Annotated in this window: 23 protein-coding genes; 7 read left to right on the top strand and 16 right to left on the bottom strand. The window is 67.4% G+C overall.

Going from position 1 to position 25,386, the window contains the following annotated elements:
• Positions 1-31: 31 nt before the first annotated feature.
• The 7 genes from GC150_03365 to GC150_03335 form a co-directional block, all read right to left on the bottom strand.
• Entirely contained in the window at positions 32-1,072 is a 1,041-nt protein-coding gene (locus GC150_03365; protein MBI1383934.1) for a permease, read from the bottom strand.
• A 99-nt stretch (positions 1,073-1,171) separates the two neighbouring features.
• Positions 1,172-1,528 carry a metalloregulator ArsR/SmtB family transcription factor gene (locus GC150_03360; protein ID MBI1383933.1) on the bottom strand — a complete coding sequence of 119 codons (357 nt, stop codon included), beginning with the start codon at positions 1,526-1,528 and terminating at the stop codon, positions 1,172-1,174.
• Positions 1,529-1,641: 113 nt separating this feature from the next.
• Positions 1,642-2,244 carry a hypothetical protein gene (locus GC150_03355; GenBank protein ID MBI1383932.1) on the bottom strand — a complete coding sequence of 201 codons (603 nt, stop codon included), beginning with the start codon at positions 2,242-2,244 and terminating at the stop codon, positions 1,642-1,644.
• A gap of 15 nt (positions 2,245-2,259) precedes the next feature.
• Entirely contained in the window at positions 2,260-3,747 is a 1,488-nt protein-coding gene (locus tag GC150_03350) for an MBOAT family protein (protein ID MBI1383931.1), read from the bottom strand.
• A gap of 99 nt (positions 3,748-3,846) precedes the next feature.
• The gene (locus GC150_03345) at positions 3,847-4,659 is read right to left on the bottom strand and encodes a DUF459 domain-containing protein (GenBank protein ID MBI1383930.1); all 813 of its coding nucleotides are present in this window, start codon (positions 4,657-4,659) and stop codon (positions 3,847-3,849) included.
• 283 nt (positions 4,660-4,942) lie between these two features.
• Positions 4,943-6,952, bottom strand: coding sequence for a hydantoinase/oxoprolinase family protein (locus GC150_03340; protein ID MBI1383929.1), 2,010 nt, complete (start codon positions 6,950-6,952; stop codon positions 4,943-4,945).
• A gap of 79 nt (positions 6,953-7,031) precedes the next feature.
• Positions 7,032-8,342, bottom strand: coding sequence for an FAD-dependent oxidoreductase (locus GC150_03335; protein MBI1383928.1), 1,311 nt, complete (start codon positions 8,340-8,342; stop codon positions 7,032-7,034).
• 235 nt (positions 8,343-8,577) lie between these two features.
• Here GC150_03335 and GC150_03330 point away from each other — a divergent pair, with 235 nt between their 5' ends.
• Positions 8,578-10,266 carry an ABC transporter substrate-binding protein gene (locus GC150_03330; GenBank protein MBI1383927.1) on the top strand — a complete coding sequence of 563 codons (1,689 nt, stop codon included), beginning with the start codon at positions 8,578-8,580 and terminating at the stop codon, positions 10,264-10,266.
• Positions 10,267-10,395: 129 nt separating this feature from the next.
• On the opposite strand, the gene GC150_03325 is transcribed toward GC150_03330, so the two are convergent.
• The 3 genes from GC150_03325 to GC150_03315 form a co-directional block, all read right to left on the bottom strand.
• Complete coding sequence (locus tag GC150_03325; protein ID MBI1383926.1) at positions 10,396-10,632, bottom strand: hypothetical protein; 237 nt, start codon at positions 10,630-10,632, stop codon at positions 10,396-10,398.
• 236 nt (positions 10,633-10,868) lie between these two features.
• Positions 10,869-11,768: an RNA polymerase sigma factor RpoH gene (gene rpoH / locus GC150_03320; GenBank protein ID MBI1383925.1), complete on the bottom strand. Its 900-nt coding sequence runs from the start codon at positions 11,766-11,768 to the stop codon at positions 10,869-10,871.
• Positions 11,769-12,107: 339 nt separating this feature from the next.
• Entirely contained in the window at positions 12,108-13,169 is a 1,062-nt protein-coding gene (locus GC150_03315) for an RluA family pseudouridine synthase (protein ID MBI1383924.1), read from the bottom strand.
• Positions 13,170-13,256: 87 nt separating this feature from the next.
• Here GC150_03315 and GC150_03310 point away from each other — a divergent pair, with 87 nt between their 5' ends.
• Positions 13,257-13,724 (top strand): hypothetical protein, encoded by a 468-nt coding sequence (locus GC150_03310; GenBank protein ID MBI1383923.1) that lies wholly within the window; start codon positions 13,257-13,259, stop codon positions 13,722-13,724.
• Positions 13,725-13,798: 74 nt separating this feature from the next.
• On the opposite strand, the gene GC150_03305 is transcribed toward GC150_03310, so the two are convergent.
• The 3 genes from GC150_03305 to cysQ all read right to left on the bottom strand — a co-directional run bounded on the left by GC150_03305 (position 13,799) and on the right by cysQ (position 18,137).
• The gene (locus tag GC150_03305; protein ID MBI1383922.1) at positions 13,799-15,799 is read right to left on the bottom strand and encodes a hypothetical protein; all 2,001 of its coding nucleotides are present in this window, start codon (positions 15,797-15,799) and stop codon (positions 13,799-13,801) included.
• A 138-nt stretch (positions 15,800-15,937) separates the two neighbouring features.
• Complete coding sequence (locus GC150_03300; protein ID MBI1383921.1) at positions 15,938-17,260, bottom strand: DUF1134 domain-containing protein; 1,323 nt, start codon at positions 17,258-17,260, stop codon at positions 15,938-15,940.
• Positions 17,261-17,366: 106 nt separating this feature from the next.
• Positions 17,367-18,137: a 3'(2'),5'-bisphosphate nucleotidase CysQ gene (gene cysQ, locus GC150_03295; protein ID MBI1383920.1), complete on the bottom strand. Its 771-nt coding sequence runs from the start codon at positions 18,135-18,137 to the stop codon at positions 17,367-17,369.
• 239 nt (positions 18,138-18,376) lie between these two features.
• Between cysQ and GC150_03290 the strand changes: the two genes are divergently transcribed.
• Complete coding sequence (locus GC150_03290) at positions 18,377-19,015, top strand: hypothetical protein (GenBank protein MBI1383919.1); 639 nt, start codon at positions 18,377-18,379, stop codon at positions 19,013-19,015.
• A gap of 118 nt (positions 19,016-19,133) precedes the next feature.
• The gene (locus GC150_03285) at positions 19,134-19,550 is read left to right on the top strand and encodes a response regulator (protein ID MBI1383918.1); all 417 of its coding nucleotides are present in this window, start codon (positions 19,134-19,136) and stop codon (positions 19,548-19,550) included.
• A gap of 190 nt (positions 19,551-19,740) precedes the next feature.
• On the opposite strand, the gene GC150_03280 is transcribed toward GC150_03285, so the two are convergent.
• From GC150_03280 to GC150_03270, 3 genes are all read right to left on the bottom strand, one after another.
• A complete protein-coding gene (locus GC150_03280; GenBank protein ID MBI1383917.1) occupies positions 19,741-20,286 on the bottom strand; it encodes a hypothetical protein in 546 nt (181 codons plus the stop codon).
• 167 nt (positions 20,287-20,453) lie between these two features.
• A complete protein-coding gene (locus GC150_03275) occupies positions 20,454-21,182 on the bottom strand; it encodes a glutamine amidotransferase (protein ID MBI1383916.1) in 729 nt (242 codons plus the stop codon).
• The gene (locus tag GC150_03270; protein ID MBI1383915.1) at positions 21,179-21,712 is read right to left on the bottom strand and encodes a GNAT family N-acetyltransferase; all 534 of its coding nucleotides are present in this window, start codon (positions 21,710-21,712) and stop codon (positions 21,179-21,181) included. Before GC150_03270 ends, GC150_03275 begins: the two co-directional genes overlap by 4 nt.
• Positions 21,713-21,987: 275 nt before the next feature.
• On the opposite strand from GC150_03270, the gene GC150_03265 reads away from it, so the two are divergent.
• From GC150_03265 to GC150_03255, 3 genes are read left to right on the top strand one after another with little or no spacing between them, the layout of a single operon-like run.
• On the top strand, positions 21,988-22,911 hold the full coding sequence (locus GC150_03265; protein ID MBI1383914.1) for an ABC transporter permease subunit: 924 nt from the start codon (positions 21,988-21,990) through the stop codon (positions 22,909-22,911).
• A complete protein-coding gene (locus GC150_03260; protein ID MBI1383913.1) occupies positions 22,908-23,711 on the top strand; it encodes an ABC transporter permease subunit in 804 nt (267 codons plus the stop codon). The genes GC150_03265 and GC150_03260 overlap by 4 nt, the downstream gene beginning before the upstream one ends.
• Before the next feature lie 36 nt (positions 23,712-23,747).
• Positions 23,748-24,845 carry an ATP-binding cassette domain-containing protein gene (locus tag GC150_03255; GenBank protein ID MBI1383912.1) on the top strand — a complete coding sequence of 366 codons (1,098 nt, stop codon included), beginning with the start codon at positions 23,748-23,750 and terminating at the stop codon, positions 24,843-24,845.
• Positions 24,846-25,386 lie beyond the last annotated feature (541 nt).

The raw sequence follows: 25,386 nt of genomic DNA, 5'->3' as shown, positions 1-25,386 counted from the left end.
CATTGTTTTTATTCCGCGCCAGGGCTTGCCCTCATCCGGCTGCCAGCGCAGCATAGCTCGCATAGGCGACGCCCGAAAGCACGGCGCCGGTAAAGCCGAGCACGAGGTAGGCAATGAAGACATCGCGGCGGACCAGCGCAAAAACCGCCGTCATCGCCGGGATGCTGGTGACCGCGCCCGCCACGATGAAGGCCATGGCGGCGCCCTGCGACATGCCCTGCTCGACGAGGCCGGAGACGAGAGCCGGTGCCGCATAGCCGTTGAGGTAGGCGGGTGCACCGACGAAGGCACTGAGCACGATCGGCAGGAGGCCGTCGCCGCCGACGACGCCCGCAATCGCCTCGGCGGGCACATACCGCAGCATCAGGCTCTCGAGGACGTAGGCGACGGTCAGCCACTTCAAAAGGAAGAGGAAATTGGCGAGCGCCTCGTCGCGGAAGACCTGGCGACGCGGTTCCTCGGCCCAGAACGACCAGACGGGGGCGCCCTTGAAGGGAGAGCGCGAACAGCAGCCGCGCTTGACGTTGTTGGCAATGTTGCCCGCGAAGAGACCGCCGCGCAGCATCGCCTGCATCGCGAAGCCGCCGAAAAGTCCCATGGCGACCGCGGCGATCGCCTTGGCGATGGCGAACGACCAGCCGAGTTCGGCCGCCGTGATGAGAAGCGTCGGCGGGTCGATGAGCGGAGAAGAAAGCCAGAACGCCATGACCGCGGACAGGGGCGTCCCGACGGCGAGCAATCCGGCAATGAACGGGATCACCTGGCAGGAGCAGAATGGTGCGAGACCGCCGAGGAGGGCGGCCGCGACGATCATCCGCGTTTCGCGGCCCTCGAAGGCCCGTGCGATGACGCCTTCCGCGCCAGCCGCCTTGAGATAGCCTATCGCAAGCACTGCAAAGAGGAGATAGGGTGCCGTGCGGAGCAACGCGTCGAGCGCAAAGCGGATCGTAGGGGTGAGCTGGGCCTGATCGAACACGGCGAGCGTGGCGAGGATCACGGCGACGGCGATCCAGACCCGGTCGAACCGGCGCACGAGGTCGCTCGGTAGGCGGCTGACGTCGGTAAAGGCCATCTCTCGTCTCCTATTGGCTCGAGTCGCGGGAGCTTTCTCCGCGACCGTCGATTTCGTCTCCACCGGGAGCGCTGTCGCGCCCCGACGCGGCACCCTCCCTCAGCTCTCGCGAGAGCCATCGCCATCGGTCGAACCGGTCGTGCCTTGGCATGCCACGTCGGCACAGCATTCCTCGGTCAGGTATTCGATGAGACGATCCATGGCGGCAAAGTCGGCGGCTGTCGCCACCTCGCGGCCCGCGCGGCGCTGGTGCACGAGGCCAGCCTGCCGCAACGTCGACAGGTGGTGCGCGAAGGTCGAGGCCGGTACGCCGACCCGACGCTGCAGTTCGCCGACACTGAGGCCCGGGGAGCCGGCGCGCACCAACGTGCGATAGACCCTGAGGCGGGTCTCGTTGCCGAGAGCGTTCAGCATCAGCGCCGCCCGCGTCTCGCGATCATCGTCATGGTGTTCCATGCCGCGATCTATAAAACTAGTTTTCTAGTTTTGTAAAGCAGTGAATCCGATCCCGCCTTGTCGAGAGGGCGAAGCCGGACGGCCCTGGTGTCGACGTCAGGGCTGGACTTCGGTTATCGACGATCCGACGACCACCCGAGGTCGTGCAGTTCCTGGACGAATTCGCCGAGCGGTTCCTTGAACCCCGCCAGCCCGACCTCCTCCATGAGGCCATGCCAACCCTCGGCCCCGGCAAGGAGCGCCCCGGTCAGGGGACCGGCCTCGATGTCGTAGATCCAGGCAACGAGACCGCTCGAGTTGAAGGCCGCCAAGATGAGGGCGGCGACGGCCATGGTCGTGGTGGTGTGGCGGACGGCCAGTGTCGTCTCGTCGGGAACGGCGCGGGGACGACGCTCGATGGCGGGGCTGGCGGCCTGGCTGGCCTGCAGCCGCTCGCGGGTCGCCCTGATGACAGCGCTTTGTGCCGCCACGCCCGCGACGGGGACGACCGGGCGCTGCAACCGCCCGGCGGGAGGTGCAATGCGCGCAGGCGGCGGGCAGGGCGGCGCGTAGCGCGCGGGCACGGCGGCCACCGCGAGCGACTTGCCGACGCTCGAGCGGGCAAAGCTCGGGCTTCCGAGGGCCGAACGCGGCAGGCGACGGACCGGGCGCCGAGGCGCGCGCCCGGCAAGGGCTGCTTGCGGGGTGGCGGGCCGACAAAGGTGCGTTTCGAGCATCGCGATCTCCCTCGCTCAGAACTGGAAATAGATGAAGGGCGCGACGCCGGGCGGGGAGACCTCGTAGATGACGAGGATCGACACCCCGACGAAGGCACCCAAGCCGATCGCGCCGAGGCGCTCCAGACGGGCGGCGAACTCGCCCGTGATGTTGCGCGCCATGAACTGGGCAGCCACGGAGAGGAGCACGAGCGCCGCGATGAAGGGGGTGAACAGGTTGGCCGTCCACTCGTTGCTCGCGATCGCGGCGAAATATCCGGTCGCGACCTCGAGCGATGGAGAGCGAAAGAAGACCGCCGAGAGGGCAAAGACGTGGAAGGTCACGAGCCAGCCGGCGATTGCGAGGCCCGGAAGCTCCAGGACACCGCGCATCGCGCGCGGAGTCGCGGCGGAGGCGAGACGCGGCGCGCGCCAGGCCTCCCAGCGAAGGAGAAGCGGTTTGCGCGCGCTCTTGACGATCTGCTCGAGAACGAGGACCGCACCGTGGATCGCCCCCCAGATGATGAACGTCCATGCCGCGCCGTGCCAGAGACCGCCAATCAGCATCGTCAGGAAGGTCGTGCGGTAGATGTTCCATTTCCCACCGCCCCGCCGGCCGCGCAGGTTGCGGTAGAGATAGTCGCGCAGGAAGCTCCCGAGGGAGATGTGCCAGCGCTGCCAGAGCTGCTGGAGAGAGGTCGAGCCGAGAGGTCGATCGAAGTTGCTCTTGAAGGTGTAACCGAGGAGCGCGGCCGAGCCGATCGCGATGTCGCTGTAGGCGGAAAAGTCGCAGTAGACCTGGACCGCATAGGCGTAGGCGCCGGTGAGGAGATCGAGGGCGGAGAACGCGGAAGGGTCGTAGTAGAGCTCGTCGACGAAGCTCGTCGCGATGTAGTTCGCCAGCACCATCTTCTTGAAGAGGCCGAGCAGGATCAGCGTGAATCCGAAGGCGACGATCTTGCGATCGAGACGGGGAGCGGCATTGATCTGGGGCAGGAAGTCGGAGGCCCGAACGATCGGACCGGCGACGAGCTGGGGAAAGAAGGAAATGTAGAGGAACAGATCCTCCGGGCGGCGCACCGGTTCGACATCGCGCCGATAGACATCGATGACGTAGGAGATGCCCTGGAAGGTGAAGAACGAAATCCCGACCGGAAGAATGATCTCCATGAAGGGGAGATCGCGCTCGAGACCGACCGTGACCAGGAGGTCGGCGAGGCTCTCGAGGAAGAACCCGTAGTACTTGAAGACGCCGAGGATCGCGAGATTGAGCGTGACGGAGATGAAGACGATGCGCTTGCGAAAGGTTTCGTCGCTGCTGGCGGCGATCTGCGTGCCGGCGACATGGTTCAAGGCCGAACTCAGCGCGATGAGCGCCAGGAAGCGCCAGTCCCACCAGCCATAGAAGACGTAGCTCGCCCCGAGGAGGAGCCACTTGCGCGGCTCGAGGCGCGTGCGCAGGCTCCAACTCGCCAGGAAAACGGCGGAGAAGAAGAGGCCGAAGTCGAGGGTCGGAAAAAGCATCTCGATCTGACCTTTCCTGTCGGTCTGTCCTGGACCGGTTCCGGCGAATCGCCGGACGCGTCGCCGCGTCGGAGCCGGTTGGAGCCCCGCCGGCCCCTGCTAGTTGCGCTTCGCTGCCGGCCCGAAGTGGGCGATGGGGCCGGATGGACGATCCTCGGCAATGCGGGCGGCGACGATCGACGCCAGAACGAGGTAGCCCGGCGTCGTGAAGTGGAGACCGTCGTTGTCCCTGATCTGCCGGGTGCGGCCATCGAGGTCCGGGCCATGTGCCTGGTAGCGGCCTCGCGCGTCGCGGAATTCGGAGAAGATATCGATGAAGGTGGCGCCGTGGCGCGCGGCCTCGCTCTGGAAGATGCGGTTCATCACGGCATAGTCGCGCTCCATCCTTCCGGAGCGAACGGTCGGGAGCCCGACCCAGTAAATCTTGATGCCGCGTTCGGTGAAGGTCTGCATGAAGCGCGAGACGCGCTTTGCATAAGCCTCCTGCCAAGCCTCACCCATGCGCTCGTGACGCTGTCTGCCGTCACGGATGTCCTGACGGTCGTTGCCGCCGATGAGGACCACGGCGACATCGATTTTCTCACCCCGCACGACGTCGTTGGCGCGGGCGAACCAGTCGTATTCGTCGTCGCGCACGAGACCGGTCGCCGACTTCGCCTCCCGTACGACCTCGACATCCCTGGTGCGGCGGTAGGTGGTGTAGAGTCCGTGCCAGAGGCCGCGAGCGAGCGAGTCGCCGAGAACGACCATGCGAACGGGTCCCTTCGAGCCCGCCCGCGCCGAGGACTGTGCCGCCGCGCAGTCCGTTGAGGCGACACCAGCCATGGCAGCGACGAGGAACCCGAGGCACAGGCCCAGAATCGGTGACCGCGAACGAAAATCCGAGGACCACCGAAAGCAACGACGAGACATTCAACCACTCCCGACGACCGAACAAATCATGCCAATCGGTCACCGGGGAATGGCGGGCCGCACCGTGCCGGAGCCAACCGCCTGATCGCCCCGACGACCAAGACCTCGTTCAATCTGTCGTCTCGTGGTTGACATCAACTTAAGGCGCGATCGATTTTGTGGCATCATGCGATTGATTTCGCGCGCGAAACAAAACCTTCGATGCTGCTCCTGACGGTTTTCCGGAACAGTCCGCGCGGACACATTGGGCGGGTGGGGAACCAGTCGCAGTTTGAATTGCGTCTCAATCCGTCTGAACGATCCGAGGCCGGCCGGACGCTTGGGCGCGGACCTCGCCGGAAATGAACATCTCGCGGCCCTCGATCATACTGACGCGGCGGTCCTCGTAATGGCGGACCTCGACCTCGGCCGCACCGGCGAGGCGGGCGCGTTCGCGGGCCTCGCGTTCAGCGATCGACCGGGCCTCGAGGAACGCCGCATCGACCGAGTCGAAATCGACGGCGCCCGACGTCGCGTGCGCGCGGTAACGCCCCTCGGTCGGCTGCGAGAGCACGATGCGCACCGTCACGCTCACCTGGCCGACAACGGCACCGACGGCATTGGCGACGCCAGCATGCTCGGGCACCTCGACCTCGGTTCCGAGACGGCGGGCAATCGCAGGATAATATGTCGCGGCCGATGCCCCGAGCCCGATCACCGGCACGGTGAGGGAAACGCGCGGGCGCACGAGCCCCGTGTGGCCAGCAAGCGCGGCGCGCACGACGGCGTCGCCCGAGATGGGGTGCCCGGATATTCCATCCTCGGCGGCGGCGGTGTCGAGAAGGAGATCGGCCGAAAGCTCCTCGAGGCGGTCGATGATGGCCCGTGCGAGTTCGCCGGCGCCCGATGCGATCGCCTGACCGCCGGCCGCCCGGCGCCGTGCGAACAGGTTCATCGCCTTCTCCGCCGCCTGGCCGTCCCAGGCGTCGTGCAGCGCGAGCACGTGCGCGGCATCGCTCGGCGTCACCTGGGAGAGCTGGACGTGACCGAGCGAAACGAGGCGGGCGAGGTGCGTCGTCTGGATGCGGTGGGTGATGAGGCTTTCGAGCGCGACCGGTTGCGGTCCCATGCGCTCGAGCAGCAGGCGATGAGCCGGCTCGAGTCCGGCGAGCGCCTGCGCGTCGAAACGTACCCGCCGGACGAAGGCGCCATGGAAATCGCTGAGGCGATCGAGCTTGAGTTGCCTATCCAAGACCGGGTGAACGATCGCGGGATGCTCGGCGGCGAGCAGACTGATGGGGATACGCCGGCGCGGACCGAGTTCGAGACGCCAGCCGAGGCCGTCGAGTTCGACGCGAACCTCACTGTCCCCGCCGAGGCCGATGGTGCGCATGGCGACGGCCTCGACCATGGTGCGCCAGCCGCCGACCGTCGCGCCGTCGCGGTCGAGAGCGGGACGCCCGTCGCGCAGAATCGCAACGTCAGTCGTCGTGCCGCCGATGTCGGAGACGATGGCGTTGGGCGAGCGCGTCAGATAGGCCGCCCCGACGAGGCTCGCGGCGGGCCCCGAGAGGATGGTCTCGATCGGCTTTTCCTTGGCGACAGCGGCGGCCACGAGGGCGCCGTCACCGCGAACGATCATCAAGGGGGCGGAAATGCCGCGTGCTGCGAGCATCTGCTCGGACGCCGTGATGAGGTGGTGGATGAGGCCGATGAGGCGCGCATTGAGGACCGAGGTCATGGCGCGGCGCGGCCCGTCGAGGCGGCTCGACAGCTCGTGGCTGCAGGTCACGGGGCGGCCGGTCGCCGTCCGCAGGCGGTCGCGGACGGCGATCTCGTCCTCGGGATTGCGCACCCCGAAGGCGCCCGCGACGGCGAATGCCGTGATGCCCTCGGCGAACGTCTCGAGCGAGCGCTCCAGGTAGGCGAGGTCGAGAGTGTGGAGGCGATTGCCGTGCGCGTCGTGTCCGCCGGCAATGAAGAGGACGGGGTCGCCGGCGAGCGCGGCGCGCAGCCCGGCCCGCTCGAGCGCCGTTTCCTCGAAACCGATCATGACCAGGCCGATCCGCCCACCCTGCCCTTCGACGAGAGCGTTGGTGGCGAGAGTCGTCGAAAGGCTGACCAGTCCGATCTCGCTCGACTTGCCGGCAGTCCGCACGTCGGCCAGTGCCGCATCCACGGCGCCGGCAATGCCGCGTGCCAGGTCGTCGCGCGTCGTCAACGACTTCGCTGTGGCGATAATGCCTTCGCTCTCGCTCAGCAGGACCGCGTCCGTGAATGTGCCGCCAGTGTCGATGCCGAGCAGAAGGGACATGCGAGCCTCGTCGATTGGAGGCCGGTGCGTCGCGCGCCGGCGGGGTCGGTGCGGGTCAAGGGCGGTCAGGCCGGGCCGATCACATCGAATCGAACGGCGCTGCGCCATCGGCGGCGTAGAACCGGGTGATCGCGAAGGGCGACGGGTCGACGCAGGGGCTGGCGCCGGTGACCAGATCCGCGGCAAGCCGCCCGGCCCCCGGGCCGATGCCGAAGCCGTGGCCGGAAAACCCGCTCGCGATCAGCAGCCCCGGATGGCTCGCGACGGGCGAGATGATGGGCACCGCGTCGGGCGTGGCATCGATCATGCCGCCCCACGTCTCTTCGATGCGGACATCGCCGAAGGATGGTAAGCTCGCACGCATCTTGCGGAACGCCGAGCGAAGGACGGCGTAATCGGGTCTCGGATCGAGCACGCGGGTCGCCTCGAAAGGCGTCGCCTCGTCCATTTCCCAATGCGTGCGCTGGCGCAGCTCGCGCCACGTATTGGCCCCGATGCGAACTTTCATCTTGGCCTTCTCGAGCTGATAGGCCGGCCAGAAATCGCGCATCCAGCGCAAGCCATCGGGCACCAGGTCATATGTCGTCGCACCGGATCGCGCGACCGTATAGCCACCATCGAGGCGCCGGCGCAGCGAGAAGTCGGGCCCTGAAATTCCCCCGAGGCCGAGGTCCGGGGCAGCGGACGTACGCAACACAGAGGCACGCACGTTCAAGGATTTCAGCGCGATACCATGCCGCTTGCAAAAGAGCCGCGACCAGGCGCCACCGGCGAGGACGACCGTATCGGCCGCGACGCGCCCTTTCTCCGTGACGACGCCGGAAACACGGCCCCCCGCCTGATCCAGGCCACGCACGGCACAGCCTGGAAAGACGAGGCCTCCACGCTCCTTGACCGCCTCGGCGATGGCGGGAACGGCGAGCGTCGGCTCGGCCTTGCCATCGGCCGCCGTCCAGAGGCCGCCGCGCCAGCTGGCGTGGGCCTGCGGCACGCGCTCGGCCACTTCGCTTGCCGACAGCAGCCGGCTGCCGATCTGGAACGGCTCGGCGTGCGTCAGCCAATCCCGCCAGCGCTCGATGTCCGCCTCCTTGTCGGTCACATAGAGGAGGCCAGCCTGGCGAAAGCCGGTCTCGCGGCCGATCTCGCGGTCGAGATCACGCCAAATGCGAAGACTCTCGACGGCGAGTGGGATCTCGACGGGGTCGCGTCCCTGCTGGCGGCAGAAGCCCCAGTTCCTGCTCGATTGCTCTCCGGCGATGCGCCCCTTTTCGAAGACGGCGACGGCGATGCCGCGCTTGGCCAATTCGTAGGCGGTGCAGACACCGATGACGCCACCGCCGATGATGGCGACGTCGACACGGGCCGGTAGGGCAGGACTAGGCTGGACCATGATGGGCGTCGGCACGGCAAGCTCCCTGGATCGAACGCGAAGCACCAAAGCGCCAAGCCATGGAAAAGATCAATGGGGGACGGCGACTCGGCCAGACGAGTTGCTGGATCGGCAAACCGGACCGCAGAGCCTCGGCCACAGCCCGACGAGGAGAGTGCGCGGGCCGTCCCCGCGCGCTTGCCAGTCCGAGTGGCATGCGGAATAACTGCCGCGGGGCACAGTGGGGAGTAGCACGATGCGCGACGTCACCAACGGGCTGAGCCATCCCAAGGTCATCGAGGCGCACGAGTTCATGCGCGATGGCCGCCTCAGCCGCCGAGAGTTCGTGCGTATCGCAGCGCTGCTCGGGGTCGCGGCGCCGCTGGCCTACCGTGTCGCAGGGCTCGAGCCCGCCTTCGCCCAGGTGGCGAACTCGCCATTCCCAGCGGACGACGCCAAGGCCAAGAAGGGCGGCATCCTCAGGGTCGCCATGCAGGTGCAGGAGGTGATCGACCCTGCGACCTTCCAATGGGTCGAGATGGGCAATCAGGCTCGGCACACGCTCGAGTACCTCGCCATGACCGGCCCGGACAACATCACGCGACCGATGCTGGCCGAGAGCTGGGAAGCCTCGAGCGATCTCAAGACCTGGACCTTCCGCATCCGCAAGAACGTGATGTGGCACAACGGGGACATGCTGACGGCCGAGCACGTCAGGGCGAGTTTCGCCCGGGCGCTCGATCCGGACATCGGGGCCGGTGGCGTCGTCGGGCTCTCGACGTTCGCTGCCATGCTGAGGGAGGAGGGTGGAAAGCGCGTCCTGATCCCCGGCGCTCTCGAGGCGACCGACGAGCACACGCTGGTCATGCGGCTGCAAAAGCCGGTGCTCTCGGTGCCGGAGGATTGCTACAACTATCCGACCGCGATCGTGCATCCGTCGTTCGAGCCGCCCTTGGCGTCGAGACCGATCGGCACGGGCCCGTTCACGATCTCCGAGCTCGAGGTCGGAGACAAGTGTGTCCTCAAACGCGTGACGCGGACCACCGACGGCGCCCCCTTCACGTATTGGGGCGGCGAGGTCTACCTCGATGAAATCCATTACTACAATTACGACGAGGACGATCAGTTGACCGCGCTCGCCAGCGGCGACGTCGATGCGGTCTACGAACTCTCGTCCGAGCAGATGGATCTGGCCAAGGCCCTGCCGGGCCGAATCCTGGCGGCCAAGACGGCGCAAACGCTCGTCTGCCGCATGCAGATTTCGCAAGCGCCGTTCGACAACCCCAAGGTTCGGGCGGCGGTCACCCTTTCGTGCGACAACCCGACGCTGAAGAAACTGGTCTATCCGGACGGCGGCAGCGTCGGTGAGAACCACCACGTTGCCGAGATCCACCCCGAGTATTTCAAGCTGCCGCCGCTACGCCGCGACCCGGCCGGCGCAAAGGCCCTCCTGGCGGAAGCGGGCTATCCGGACGGCATCGACCTCACCATCCATGTCAGTGAAACGGATGGCCTCTGGCATCGCACGCTCTGCGAGGCAATGCGCGATCAGATGGCGCCGGCCGGCATAAGGCTGAAGATCCAGATGATGCCGGGTGAGGTGTTCTGGCGCGAGTGGACCAAGCTGCCATTCGCGGCAGTGGCCTGGACGCACCGGCCGCTCGGCACGATGTGTCTGTCGCTCGGCTATCGCTCGGGCGTGCCGTGGAACGACACGCACTACGCAAGCGCCGAGTTCGATGCCGCGCTGGACAGTGCCGAGGCGACGCTGGACGTCGTCGAGAGGCGCGCAAAAATGGAGGTCGTCGAGCGTATGCTCCAGGAGGCGAACCTCATGGTGCAGCCGGTGTTCCGTCCGGTCTACGCGATGACCACCGAGAACGTGAACGGCTATCCCGCGCACCCGACGCAGTATCACCAGTTCAACAAGGTGTGGCTGAGTTGAGCCGCCGGCCAGGCGCCAGGGCGTGCTGGCCACTTCATCAGCGAGTTCGAGCCGGGGCGTGGCGAGCACATGCCCGGTCACACCACGTGTCCGGGCCGTTGACGACCCGGACACGGTGTCGGTCATCCGTCAGTTGTTGGTCGCCGGAGCGTTGATCGACGGTGTCGTCTGAACGCTCATGCTTACACGGCCATAGCCGTAGTAGGTCAAGGCGCCGAAAACGGCGGCGAAGATCAGGGCAGTCACCAAGGCGTTGAGCACCTTGTTGCCGAAGGCGATCGAGTTGCCGATCAGGTCGATGACGAAAACGACCGCGGCAGCGATGATCACCGGCTCGAGCCAGCCATACTCTGCAGGAAGGAACACGTGAGATCTCCCAGGTCCTGTTGTCGCGCGAGCCGCATGGATTAACCATACGGGACGCGCGACTTTAGTATGTGTAGCCGGGTTCCGCTGCAACAGCGTCGTGCCGTCTCGCACTGCTCTGTTGCCCACTTGCAGCCATCGCGAAGCAATCGTCGCGGACAACACGGACGGACACGTCTGGCCCGAGATGTTCGGTTGCAGCCGTCCGAAGGGTGTCCAATGGACCGCGAGGTGGGCTAGTCCGCAACCGTGGCGGGCTGCGCCTCAGCCACCGACGCGGCCCGTGTGACCGCTTTCTGAACCTTTTCGAAGGCCCGCACCTCGATCTGGCGAACCCGCTCGCGGCTGACGCCGAACTCGACGCTGAGTTCCTCGAGCGTCAGCGGCTCTTCGGCGAGGCGTCGCGCCTCGAAAATGCGCCGCTCGCGGTCGTTGAGGCTCTCCATCGCCTCGACGAGATAACCGCGACGCCGCTGGGACTCTTCTCCCTCGGCAAGCGCCGTCTCCTGGTCCACCACGTCGTCGACCAGCCAGTCCTGCCATTCGCCGCCATCAGCGTCGGCGCGCAGGGGCGCGTTCAACGAGGAATCGCCGCCGAGGCGCCGGTTCATCGAGATCACGTCGTCCGTGCTGACCCCGAGCTTGGTGGCGATTTTCTCGACCTGCTCAGGCTTGAGGTCGCCGTCTTCCAGCGCCTGCATCTGGCCCTTCAGCCGGCGCAGGTTGAAGAAGAGCTTCTTTTGGGCCGCGGTCGTGCCCATCTTCACGAGGCTCCAGGAGCGCAGGATGTACTCCTGGATCGCCGCGCGGATCCACCACATGGCGTAGGTGGCGAGGCGGAAGCCCTTGTCGGCGTCGAAGCGCTTGACGGCCTGCATCAGGCCGACGTTGCCCTCCGAAATCACCTCGCCGATCGGCAGGCCGTAGCCGCGATAGCCCATGGCAATGCGTGCCACCAGCCGCAGGTGCGAGGTAACGAGCTTGTGGGCGGCATCGCTGTCCTGGTGCTCCTGCCAGCGCTTGGCCAGCATGTATTCCTCGCCCGGCTCCAGCATGGGAAACTGGCGGATCTCCTGCAGGTAGCGCGCGAGCCCGCCCTGGCCGTCCGAAACGGTGGGAAGTCTGCTCGAAGCCATCTTGCGCCTCCTAAAGCTGATCCCGGGCACACACCCCGGGCGAACCGGTCGATCGACGAGGCCGCCCGGCCGGCGAGCAACCCCAGCGAATCCCCCGACGTTCGGGTTCGCCATACTCATCACAACGTGACGCAGCCGCGCCTTCCGTCGCATCGGCAGAGACCGCTGCCTGGTGATCGCCCCACTATCGCTGCAAAGCACGCCAGGTTCGAGTGACGTAGCGGGCGGCAATTCTCCGGAAACCGTCCATCAAACCACCGTCGCCAGGCGCCAGCCGAGCCCTCGTATATCGGTCGACCACCCCCTGGGTTCAAGGGCCGGCACGCGAGATCGCAATACTCAGCCGGCAGCCGATTCCCCTTCGCGGCGAAGCGCCGATATCAGCGCGGCCATGTCCTCGGGCATCGCACGCTCGAAACGCATCGGCTTACCGCTCACAGGATGCTCGAAGCCGAGAACTCCGGCGTGCAAAGCCTGCCTCGCCAGACTTTGGAGGGCCTCGCGTGCCGAGGCGCCGAGGCGGGAGACCGAAGCACGATACCCCTTGCCATACGTCTCGTCACCGAGCAGCGGATGGCCGATCGAGGTCATGTGGACACGAATCTGGTGCGTGCGGCCGGTCTCGAGCATGCAGGCGATGTGGCAGGCGAGCGGCCCACCAGCCGGCGCACCGAAGCGCTCGATGCGGCGCCAGCGGGTGACCGCGTGGCGCCCGCCGGAGCGTGTGATGGCCATGCGAAGCCTGTTGTCCGGTGCACGGGCGATCGCGGCGTCGACGACACCGGAGGCTGCCGGCGGCCAACCCCAAACGATGGCGTCGTAGCGCCGCTCGAGGCGTCCGTCGCGGCCGTGCGACGCGAATTGCGCCGCCAGCCCGCGGTGCGCGCGATCGCTCTTGGCGACGACGATGAGACCGCTGGTATCCTTGTCGAGACGATGAACGATGCCCGGCCGGCGCACGCCGCCAATGCCGGAAAGGGACTCGCCGCAGTGGGCGAGCAGGCCGTTGACGAGCGTTCCCCTCGGATTGCCGGCGCCGGGGTGGACGACGAGCCCCGCCGGTTTGTCGATGACGACGAGATCGGCGTCCTCGAAGACGATGGCGAGCGTCATGGGCTCGGGAATCGGGGCGGCAGTTTCCGGTTGCGGTACGACAACCAGATAATGCTCGCCGAGGCGAACCCGCCGGCTGGCGCTCATCACCGGCGCGCCGGCAGGGTCGGCGACGGTGGCCTCATCGGGGCCGTTCAGCAAGGTCACGGCACCGGATTCGATGATGGCCTTGACGCGCGAGCGGCTCTCGTGCACGCCCGCGGCCTGGAGGGCTTGGTCGAGGCGCCAACCCGCCAGTTGCTCGTCGATCAGAACCGCCACGCTGGCCTCATCGTCGGGAAGACTCATCACCGCCTCCCCGCGCCGGTAGGGCGTCGCCGCCACGAGCCGACCCGGCGCGACCTCAATTCGCCATTCCACGATCCGGAGACCGCTTTGGCAGAAACCGCGAACGATGGCAGCCTGCCCGATCCCGACGAGGCCATCCCCGGCAGCGTCCTCACGCACCGCCATGTGCGAATGCTCAAGATCGCAATCGCCATCATGACGCTGCTCCTGGTGGTCGGCTTTGCTGTCCTGATCGGCAAAGTGGCGACCATGGCGACCGGTGACACAAAGGAACAGGAGATCCGGTCCGCGGGCCGCGTCGAGGTCGCAGATCCGGCGCTCGCTGCCGCGATCCAGGCCCGCCTCACCGCCTTCGCGGGCGAGAACGGCGCCGCGTTCGCAGAGGCGCCGATGGCACCGGGTGCAAGGGTGGAAACGAGCAACCTCGATGGCAAGACCCTGGTGCTGACGCTGTCGGATGCGGCGGGGATCACGGTATATCGCATCGAACTCGAAAGTTGGCGGGTAACGGGTGTCCTGCGGCTGTTCGCCGACGACAATGCAAGGCGTCCCTGAAACCTCGGGGATAGCAGCCGGACAGCCTTGGACAACGACGCGGATGCCCTTGGGCATCCCATCTCATATCACCATCAATCGTAGGAGCGCAGACGCTCGAGAAGCTTGGCGCGGAACCGGCTGCGCTCCGGGCGCGGTTCGGTTCCCTGGGCGACCGCCTCGGTCGGCGCGGCCTCGCCCGGCGCGACGGTCGCCTGGGGCTCGGCGGCGGGCGCGGGGCGGCGGCGAACGCCCGCGGACTCCTCGGCCCGTTCCGCAAGCCTCGGTGCGCCGGCGGGTTCGCCAGCCGCTGTGATGGTCGGCTCGCCAGCGGGCTCTCCGGCCATGGCCTCGCGAAGCGTGGTCGATTGAACGGAGCGACCGCTGCCGGCGGCGACCCGCACGCGCCGCACCAAACGATCGGGCGTGACGATGCGACGATCGTCGGAGGGCGCGCCCGGCTCGCTCCGCGTGCTCCGGCCCCCCAGATGGCGCATCTCGTTCATGAAGTGGGCGGTGAGTCGGGCCGCGCGATCATTGGCAGCGGCGAGCTCGTTCTCGAGACGCGCGGCACGCGCCTGCTCGAACTCGAAGCGTTTCTGGAGGGCACCGAGCTTGCCGCGCAGCGCCCCCTTGCTCTCACGTCCTTCGGCGCCTTCGGCGGCCGATCGCTCGGCCTCGAACGCGGCCACCTCCGCCCGCAGGCGGGCAATGGTTTCGTCGTTGGCCCGCAGGCGCTCCTCCTGCTCGCGTACGCGCCGGGCGGCCGCATCACTGCCGCCGGCCGCCACCGCCGCCTGACGGGCAAGCTCGCTCTCGGCGGTGGTGAGGGCCGCGCTCAATGTCTCGATCCGCTCGCGCAGGGCATCGACGCTGTCGGGGGTCACCTCGGCCTCCAGGCCGCCCGCACGGTCGGCCGGCGGTGCCACCGCCGCCTTGGCGACCACCTCGCTCGCAGCCGTCGCCGCGCCCCGCGATCCGGTGAGTTCACGACGCAGCCGATCGATCAGGCTGGCGTTCTCGCGCGCCTGGGCACGAAGGGTGATGACCTCGTTGCGCAACCCACCATCCTGGTCGGGGGTGGAGGTGACGAGATGGCGGCGGTCGCGATCCTGGCGGTTCGAGAGGGCCGCGCGCATGCGCTGGTTCTCGTCCTCGAGCTGGATGTTGAGGCTGCGGATCTGGTCGAGCGTGGCCTCGAGGTTGAGCGCCTTTTCGGTCAGCTCGTCCATCGCCTCGTCACGGGCCTTGAGCAGGGACCGCGCTTCTTCGAGCCGCGACTCGAGTTGCGGGATGCGCTCGTTGATCGTCTGCTCGAGGAGCAGGCGGGCGCCCTCGCTCTCGTGGTGCTCGGCCTGTAGCGCCTCGGTGCGCCGCTCGTACTCGGCGATCCGCGCCTCACGGCGGTTCAGCTCGATGAGCTGGGTCGTGGTCGAGAGACGTGCCGCCTCGATCTCGCGCTCGAGTTGGTGGACCTGAAGAGCGTATTGGGCGCGCATCTGGTCTGTATCGGCGCGAACCTCGGCCTCGCTCTCGGTCATGGCGCGGCGCTGGCGACGGGGGCCGACCCGGGCGGCGCGTGGCAATTGTGCCGGGGCATTGATCGTGCGCGCCTCGTCGAGTGCGTTCTCGAGGTCACGCAGCTCGTTGGTCAGCTCGCCGATGGTGCGGTCACGGGCCTGGATCAGGCGCCGGGCTTCATCGAGGCGCCCCTCGAGGCGGGGCAGGCGCTCGCCGATCGTCTGTTCGAGCACGCGCCGGGCATTCTGGTGCTCCTCGAGTTCGGCCTCGAGCTCCGCCGTTCGGGCGCGCAAATCAGCGTTGGCGGCATCACGACGGTTGAGCTCGATGAGCTGGCGGGCGGCGGCGAGCTTGGCCGTGTCGATCTCGCGCTCGAGCTGGTGGACCTGAAGGGCATACCTGGCACGCAGCCGATCCTTGTCAGCGCGAATCTCGAGTTCGCTGACCGGCAGCGACTGCTTGATCCGCCTCGTGGTGAGGCGAACGACCCGCGCGTGGAAGGCAGGGGCGATCAGAGCGGCGATGAGCGTAGCCGTCAGAAAGCCGAGCGCTACCAGAAGCACGGTCTCGATCATGCGTCAGGTCCCTCGGCCATCAGGTCGCCCGCCCCCCGAGCACGCCTTAGGCCCGATCGCCGCCAGGAACAACGGCGATCAATACATCCCACGAACTCGGTGGCGGACGCAACGCACCGGATCGCCCGGCCGAACAACCTAGAACGGGTTCCACGTCGGCCGCCGTGTGTAGCGCAAATAGCCGACGTTCGCACCCAAGCGCACGCCGACCCCCGAGCGGATCGGAGCCAGCGTCACGTGGCCATGCTTCTGGAACGTGACGCCCACGCCGCCGACCAGATACGCCGAGCCATCGACGCCGCCGAACATGTTGTAGATGTCAGCCGGGTGGTGGAGATTGTAGACCAATATCATGGTCTTGGAACCTTCGGCTCCGAAGTCGTAGCCGATGCTCGGCCCCTGCCAGTAGACAACGTGCTCGCCGGCATTCTTGGTGTAGAGCGTGCCCTCGCCATAGCGCAGGCCGGCAACGAATGCGCCGCCCGCCTCCTCGCCGAGGATGTAGCCGTTCGGGCGGCCGGCACGCTGGAAGGCGTATTCGATGACCTTGGCGAGGCCAGTCGTGATCTTGCCGAAGAAGCGGTGACCGGCGGCGGCGATCTCGTCCGAATCGTATGTGCCGTCGTCGTAGCCGTAGGAACCGCCGGGCACCGACTCGGGCGGGACCGGCCCGTGGCCGCGCGCGCCATAGCCATCATAGCGACCATGTCGGGGATCACGGTACTGGTCAGCCGGGTAGTAGGGCACGCCCGGTCCGGGCGCCGCGCCATAGGCATCGCCGCCGTCATAGCCCCGCTGGCGGCCACGATCGTCATAGGGGCGAGGATAGGCATCGTTGCCGGTGCCATAGCCGCTGGCGGTGTCGTCAGTGCGATAGGGATTGGCGCGCCTCGGTCGCGCGTAGCCGCCGAGCTCCTGCTCGTTGCGGCTTCGATAGGCGCCGGGTTCATCCTTCAACCCCGGCTCGGCCCCGTAGCCCCCGCGACCGCCGTAGCTGTAGCCATAATCGGTGCGCGGAGCGGGTGGCGGCGCGCTGGAGTAGCCGCCATAGCCGTTCGAATAGGTGTTGCCGGTCGAGCCGCCCGGAGCGGTCGCCCAGGGCAATCGTTCGCCGGTTCGCGGCCCGCCCCCGTCATATCGCGGCTCGCCATACCTGGAGCCGCTGCCCACATCATCCGAATAGGCGCCGGGACGCCGACGATCATCGCCATCCTGATCGTAAGCGCCGGAATCATAGCCCTGCGGCTCGTCCTCGACCTCGTAGTCGGGCACGTAGCGCGGGGTGCCGCCATAGGTCGGCTGCTCGACAGGGGCGCGGGTGTCGTAGCCGCGCGGCTGACCGTAGCCGGTCGAGTAGCCACCGGTCTGGGCCGCCGCGGCAAAAGGCAGAGCGAGGACGAGCGCGGCCGAGGCGAGTGCCAGGCGCGCCCGCGTCGAGACGTTCCAAGTGAACACCGGCATTGCGGCTTTCCCTCATGCGAACGGGTGCGGAAGGTCCGCGAACCTCGTCACGTGCCAAATGAGGCTCGGCGAAAACTGTTACGAAACTATGGCCCCTCTCGAACGCTCAGGTGGCCGTACGGCCCCAGGCGAGAAATCCGGGATTGGCGAAGCCCTGTTCGCGCTTGCCATAGGCGAAGGCGAGACCGTCGAGGGTGGTGACGCGACCTCCCGCGACTTCGAGCACGGCGTGGCCGGCACAGGTGTCCCATTCCATCGTGCGGCCCGGGCGCGGGTAGAAATCGGCCTTGCCGTGGGCAATGAGGCAGAACTTCAGCGACGAGCCGGCGCTGACGCGCTCGCACACCGGATGGCGCGCCAGAATCTCCTCGGTCGCGGCGTCGGAATGCGAACGGCTGGCCACCGCGACGAGACCGGCTGCGCCGGGGCGCCGCGCGGTGATCGCCATGCCGGCATCGAGGCTCGCCGAGCGGTCGCCCGGGGCGAGCTCGAGACGAATCGCCCGGCCACGATAGGGAGCGACGAACAGTTCGGCCCGGGCCGGGGCATAGACCATCCCGAACACGGGACGGCCGGTCTCCACGAGGCCGATGTTGACCGTGAACTCGTCTCGCCCGGCGATGAACTCACGGGTGCCGTCGAGCGGGTCGACAAGAAAAAACCGGTCGGCGGCGGGTGGCATCGCACCGGCCGAGACCCGCTCCTCGCCGACGACGGGAATGGCGGGGCAGAGCCTCGCGAGGGCCTGCTCGATCAGCTCCTCCGATTCGCTATCCGCGAGCGTCACCGGGGAGGCGTCGGCCTTTCGATCGACCTCGAGCGCACCCGCACGATGGCGCAGCTGCAAGGCTCCGACATCGGCGAGCACCGGCAACATGCGACGCGCCAAGTCGTCGAGACGCTCACTGCTGAGATCCAGTTCCATGTTCCACCTCCCGCCAACCCGGTGTGTCGGGCAACCGTGGACGGCGCGCAACCCCGAGGGCGCGTCGCGCACCCGCTTCGCATTCCAAAGGTCCGTCGGTCCCAATAGACTGGTATGATCGTGCGAATCGTTCGGCACACGGTGATCCCTTCTGACTGGACCGCAGGATCACGGCAATTGTGGAGAAGGCCATGGCGAGCACGCACCAGGAGCCAAGCGATCTCGAGCTGACTTCGCTCATCGCCAGCGTCATATGCCACGACGTCATCAATCCTGTCGGCGCCATCTACAATGGCCTCGAGGTGCTGGACGACGATCCGGACCCGGAATCACGGAACTACGCGCTCGAGGTGATCCGCAACTTCACGAGTCAGGCGAGCGCGCGGCTCAAGTTCGCCCGCTTCGCATTCGGCGCCGCGAGTTCGGCGGGCTCGGTGATCGATCTGCGCGAGGCGGCGGAGGCGGCCCGTGGCTACCTCAGCGACGGCAAACACGAGATCGACTGGGCCCTGCCGCCGGCGCAGATGCCGAAGGATCAGGTCAAGCTGCTGCTCAATCTGGTCGCGATCGCACCAACCTGCCTGCACCACGGTGGCCGGATCACCGTGGCCGCGGCCGCGGGGGGGCGTGGTTTCGAATTGACCTGCGTCGGCAAGAACCCCAAGCCGCCGAAGCATCTGCCCGTGTTCCTCGCGGGAGGGCCGTTGCCGGCGATCGACGCATTCAACGTGCAATCGTACTTCACGACCCGCCTCGCCAGGACGACGGGCATGCGTCTCGAAGTCGAGTCCGGACCGGAGCAAGTGATCCTTCGCGCAATTCCCGCGTGAACCTCGGCGAGAAGCAAACTCCCGTTAACCCGTTTGCTGCAACCTTGCACGGTACGGCCCCATCGGCCGGCCGATCGCGTTCGCGCGCGCCAACGAGGACGACGAGGAGGGGGGTGGGATGAAGTTCTGCATGGTGATCGACGACTCGGACGTGATCCGCAAGGTCGGAAAGCGACTGATCGAGCGCCTCTCGATGGTCGCGCTGGATGCCGCCAATGCGGGCGAGGCACTGGAGAAGTGCCGGGTCGAGCGACCCGACTACGTCCTGGTCGACCGGAACCTGCCGGGCGACGATACCCACGATCTCATCCGCGCGCTCAAGGCGCTGGACGAAGACGGCACCATGAACGTCATCTACTGCATCACCGAGAACGACACCAAGTCGATCGTCTCGGCATTCTCGGCCGGTGCCGACGATTATCTGCTGAAGCCTTTGGACCTGACCAGCCTGGCGACCAAGATTCAGAACATCGAGGCCTTGCGCGAACTCGATCTCAGCGAGCCGGAACCCTGGGCGAACGTGCAGACCGCCTGAGCGGCGGCACGCGGTGATGCTCCGATCCCCGTTCGACGCGCGCGCCGAACCGCCTGGTCCTCGACCACCGTTCCATCAGACGTGATCGCCGCCCTCTCGGTGAGGGCGGCGGCGTGGTCGTGCCAAAGGTGGCAGCTCCACACTCATCGATACCAGTCGGACCGAAGACCGCTCTCGGCCCTGACGCGGATCAGTTGCAGAGCATGCGCCAGTAGCAATTCTTCTTGAGGCCGAAGGGACCGCTCTTTTCGCAGTGCCAGTCCTTGGCGCAGCGCTGCGGCGTCGTGCCGTAGCCGTACCGACCGTAGTGGTCGTGGCGGTTGTGGTTGCGATTGTAGCCGTAATAGTCGTCGACGATGTAGGGGCGGGACGGGCGCGCGGGGTAATAGGTTTTCGGCGGGTCGAGGATCACGAGATCGCCAAGGGGCACATGGCGGCGATAATGACCACCGTCGCGGTGCACCTGCTGACCGCGCCGCCGGATGCCGTCACCGTCATCGAAGCGGCGCGAGGGCGTGCACGCACGCGCGCCCGAATAGCCGTGGCGGTGCCACCAGCCGCGAACCGGTCCCCAAGCGCAATGGGTGTGCGAGCCGTGGACTTGGACGAGCGGGGTGGCCGCCGTGTCGCTGCCGATTGCGGTGCTGAGACCGGCGGGCGAGATCGAGGCGGCGAGGGCCGGTGCGACAGCCGACATGGCGAGCAGGGCCGTCGCCAAAAGAGTCTTGCGGATCATAAGCTTTCCTCCACCAGAAGCTGACGATCGAAGTAGTGCCCAGGGGCTGAATGCAGGCTGAACGGTGGCGCGGGTATGTCGCCCACGGCGCGATATCAGATTCAATGGAGCAAGCCTGCGGCAGACAGGACCCGCAACCGCCAGCGCCAGCGCCCGCACGAGCGCGGTCAGGCCAGGCGCGAGGCGATGGTGCCGAGCCAGCGGCCGATCCAGTCGGCGAGCCAGGCATTCTGCAACGGCGCAAGCCTGCCGGCCTCCTCGAACTGGCGGTCCGGATGATGGACCGCGCCGCCCGGCACGAGGCGATGCCCGCTGCCCTCGATCCAGGAGGCCATCTGGTGGCGGTCGACCTCGGGGTGGAACTGGAGGCCGAAGGTCGCCGCACCGTATCGGAAGGCCTGGTTGGGAAAGAGTGGACTCGAGGCGAGGCGCTCTGCCCCATCGGGAAGGTCGAAGCCGTCCTCGTGCCACTGGTAGACGAGCGGCGGCAGCCCCGCGAGAGCATCGCGGCCGGCGGGCGTCAGGTCGAGCGGATGGAAGCCGACCTCGAGGAGCGCTTCGGGATGACGCCAGACCGCGGCGCCGAGCGCTCGCGCCAGGAGTTGGGCGCCGAGACAGATGCCGAGCACCGGCACGCCTGCCGCCACGACCCGTTCGAGGAAGGCGATCTCGGACCGCAACCCCGGCTCACCGTCCTCGCGGGCGCTGGCAACGCCGCCGAACACCAAGACGGCATCGTGGCGGCCGACCTGCCCTGCCAAGGAGCCGCCGGCGAGCGGCTGGACGATATCCAAACGATGGCCGAGCGCCGTCACGGCGGCACCGGCGCGCCCGACATCAGCCGGCTCGTGGTGGACGATGGCGAGGATCGAGAGGCCGTCGCGGGATGGGCTCATCGCTGGTCGCGACCCGGCATTGCCGCCGAGGGCGGCGCGATCTCGTAGAGGATGAACGGGGTGCGCGCGGCGACCTTGTCGTAAAGCGTACGGCCCCGGTAGTTGAACTCCTGAGTCGCCCAATAGAGCCTGTCGCAGCGTTCGGCAACGGCCCGCTGGCGCACCGCCTCGATGAGGGCGCGGGCGATGCCCCGGCCGCGCACGTCGGGGTCGACGAAGAGGTCCTCGAGATAGCAGTAGCTCGTCATCGACCATGTCGACGGGTGGATGACGTAGTGCGCAAGGCCGGTGAGGCCACCGCCGTCGTTCTCGGCGACCAATCCGACGAATGACGGATCGCCCGAGCAAAGACGCGCGAAAACGTGATCCGTCACCTCGGGCGCCAGGCTCTGGCGATAGAACGTGAGGTAGCCGTCCCAGAGGGGCTGCCAGGCCGACCGGTCGGCCAAGGCGAGCGGGCGGATGGTGGGGGCTCGTGCCCCGGGCTCGCCCGCAGCAGCGTGACGACGCGGCGCATCCGTTCCGGCCATGTCGCAGCCTCCCTTCCTCGGCCTCGGAGCGGGCCATTTCGGCGCACCCGCACGCCGCCGCCATGTTGCCCGTGAACGACCCGCCCCCGCAAGCCGCCAGACGGCCAGCGCTCGACAACCGCGATCGATCGACCGCCCCGGCGGTCCGGGCGGAATTCGGCCGGGCGTTCTTTTCTCGGGCTTTGCAGAAGCCGCGGCGGCAAGCTAACGTGGCTCCATTGTCGGCGACAGGCCGGACAACCGTTGCAGGGGAACGAGGCGGACATGGTGGACGCATGACGGCGGTAGAGGAGCGAGCCGACGGGCTGGCGGTCGGCGCGCCGGCACCCGCGAGCCGCCCGTGGCTCGATGCCGAAGGCCGGCGCGGCCTCCTGATGATCAGTCCGACGCTGGTCTACGTGGCGCTCTTTCTCGTCGTGCCGCTGCTGCTGACCGTCGCCTTCAGCTTCTGGACACAGAACTATCTGACGCTCGACACCACTTTCACCCTGAAGAACTACCAGCAAGCTTGGACGGAGGAAATCTACCGGGTGCTGATGCTGCGCTCGCTCTGGATTTCGGGGCTCGTAACGCTCATCACGCTCGTTCTCGCCTATCCGATGGCCTATTTCGTCGCCTTCCACGGGGGACGGCACAAGGGCCTCTGGCTGTTCCTCATCACCATTCCGTTCTGGACCAGCTACCTCCTGCGCATCTTCGCCTGGAAGCTCATTCTCGGCTTCAACGGCGTCATCAATTCCGGCCTCATGAGCGTCGGCCTCATCGACAAGCCGCTCGAGTTCCTGCTCTACAATACGTCCGCCGTCGTCATCACCCTGGCGCACGCCTGGGCGCCGTTCGCCATCCTGCCGATTTTCGTTTCGCTGCAGAAGATCGACCGCAGCCTTCTCGAGGCGGCGCGCGACCTCGGCGACGGGCCGGTGCGCAGCTTCCTTCGGGTGACGCTGCCGCTCTCGCTGCCGGGGGTGATCGGGGCGGGGCTCATCGTTTTCATCCCGACTGTCGGCGACTACGTGACGCCCGCTCTCGTCGGCGGCACCAAGGGGCTGATGATCTCCAACATGATCCAGCTCCAGTTCGCGGCCGCCAACAACGCCCCGCTCGGGGCCGCGCTCGCCATCTCCGCGATGCTGATCGTGACCGCCGTGGCGCTCACCTTCGCGTTCATCGCGCGCTCGATCGGGGGGCGCATCCGATGAGCGCGAGTGGAGGACGCGCGAGCCCCGGCCTCATGGTCTATGCCATCCTCTATCTCGTCTTCCTCTATCTGCCGGTGGCGTTCCTGCCGGTGTTCTCGTTCAACAACTCGACGATCGTGGCATTTCCCCTCCAGGAATTCACCACGCAGTGGTACTCCGACCTCGCCCGCATCCCGGCGCTCAAGGGCGCGATCTGGAACTCGCTTCAGGTGGCGCTGGCGACCGCGCTGCTCTCGACGCTGCTCGGCATCTTCGCGGCGCGCGCGGTGACGCAGACGCGCTTTCCGGGCAAGGGTCTCATCACCGGCCTCATCATGAGCCCGCTGGTTCTGCCGGAGATCATCGTCGCCATCTCGATGCTGATCGTCTTCCTCAATCTCGGCATCAAGCTTTCCCTCCTCAGCGTGATCCTCGGGCACACGCTGCTCTGCATCCCGTTCTCGACGGCCGTCCTCATGTCGAGCTTCGAGGGCTTCGACAGGAGCCTCGAGGAGGCCTCCCTCGACCTCGGCGAGACGACGCTCGGCACGATGCTGCGCGTCACATTGCCGATCATCATGCCGGGGATCATCTCGAGCATTCTCATCACCTTCACGATCTCGCTCGACGAGTTCATCATCGCCTTCTTCCTCTCGGGCTTCGAGCCGACGCTGCCGGTCTACATCTGGTCGCAGTTGCGTTTCCCGGCGCGCCTGCCGAGCGTGCTGGCACTCGGCACGCTCATGCTCGTCTTCTCCCTCATCCTGCTCGGCCTCGGCGAGATGCTGCGGCGCCGCAGTCAGCGCCGGCTGGGCCGATAGCCGATGGAGCCGCCGTCAATGGAGCAGAAAGAGGACATGATCGTCGCCGAGGGCCTTTCCAAGCACTTCGGCAGCGTCAAGGCGCTCGATGCCGCGGACCTTTCGATCAAGGCCGGGGAGTTCTTCTCGCTGCTCGGGCCGTCGGGCTGCGGCAAGACGACGCTCTTGCGCCTCATCGCCGGCTTCGAGCAGCCGACGGCGGGGCGCCTTGCCATCGCGGGGCAGTCGATGGCGGGGGTGCCTGCGAACCTGCGCCCGACCAACATGGTGTTCCAGAGCTACGCGATCTTCCCCCACCTCGACGTGCGCCGCAACGTCGCCTACGGGCTCAGGCGGGCGCGGCTCGATCCGCGTGAACTCGACCGGCGGGTCGGCGAGGCACTCGCCATGGTCGATCTCTCCGGCTACGAGAGGCGCGAGCCGCACCAGCTCTCGGGCGGCCAGCGCCAGCGCGTCGCGCTCGCGCGCGCGCTCGTCATGCGGCCCAAGGTTCTCCTCCTCGACGAGCCGCTCTCGGCGCTCGACAAGAAACTGCGCGAGGCGATGCAGATCGAGTTGCAGCAGCTCCAGCGCGCGGTCGGCATCACCTTCATCCTCGTCACGCACGACCAGGAGGAGGCGCTGACCATGTCGGACCGCATCGCGGTGATGTTCGACGGACGGATCGCGCAGGTGGCGCCGCCGCGCGAGCTCTACGAGCGGCCGGGGAGCCGGCGGGTCGCGGCCTTCATCGGGGGGATGAATTTCATCGAGGCGCGGCTCGAAGGGGCGGCCGGCGGGCGGCTCGCGGTCGAGATGGAGGCCTTCGGGCGGCTCGACCTGCCGCGCCCGGCGGGCTTTCCGGACAACCCCTCCTCACTCACCATCGGGGTCCGGCCGGAGCGGCTGAAGATCGTCGCGAACGGGGCCTCGAACGGGGGGTCACCTGGATCGGGCGGTCTCACCACCCGGGCCGGCACGGTGCTCGACGTGCACTATTACTTCGGCGAGACGACCCACTATTTCATCCGCGTCGACGGGCGCGAGGAGCCGCTGGTCGTCTCGGTCTCGAATTCGCAGGACCGCGCCGAGTTCGAGACCGGCCAGCGCGTCGAGGTCGGTTTCGAGCCCGCGAGCCTCGTGCCGCTCGCCTAGGCGGCGTGGCGTAAAGCGCAATGCTAACGTGCTGATCCGCGATCCATTCACGGCTCCCGGGCGCGGGGCGGCGTGGAGCGAAGCGCAGCGGTACGCCGCAGACCCGGGACCGCCCGCGTTCTGCGCCCTTCATGGCGACCCCGGATCAGCGGAGCACCACTTCGTGCTGCACCGCATCCGGGGATCGTGAGGGTGGCGCCGCACATCCGGGGATCGTCACATCACGCCGCGCCGCCGCCACGCGTCCCGGAGAAGGCGGGCGAGGCCCGGACATTCCACGCTCAATTGTCATCCCGGAAATCGGGCGGGCAGGCGGGGGCGGCGGCGCGGTCGACATTTTCCGTCCGATTGTCCGGGACCCAGGTCCCACGACGTCGCTGGCGTCCGACTTCCTTTCCCCCGATCGCCACCTGGGTCCCGGAAATCGGGCGGGCAGGCGGGTGCGGCGGTGCCGTCGGCATTTTCCGTCCGATTGTCCGGGACCCAGGGCCCACGACGTCGCTGGCGTCCGACTTCCTTTCCCCCGATCGCCACCTGGGTC

It is taken from the genome of Hyphomicrobiales bacterium (assembly GCA_016125495.1).
Taxonomy (GTDB): domain Bacteria; phylum Pseudomonadota; class Alphaproteobacteria; order Rhizobiales; family RI-29; genus RI-29.
This window is presented reverse-complemented; position numbering and strand designations above follow the sequence as displayed.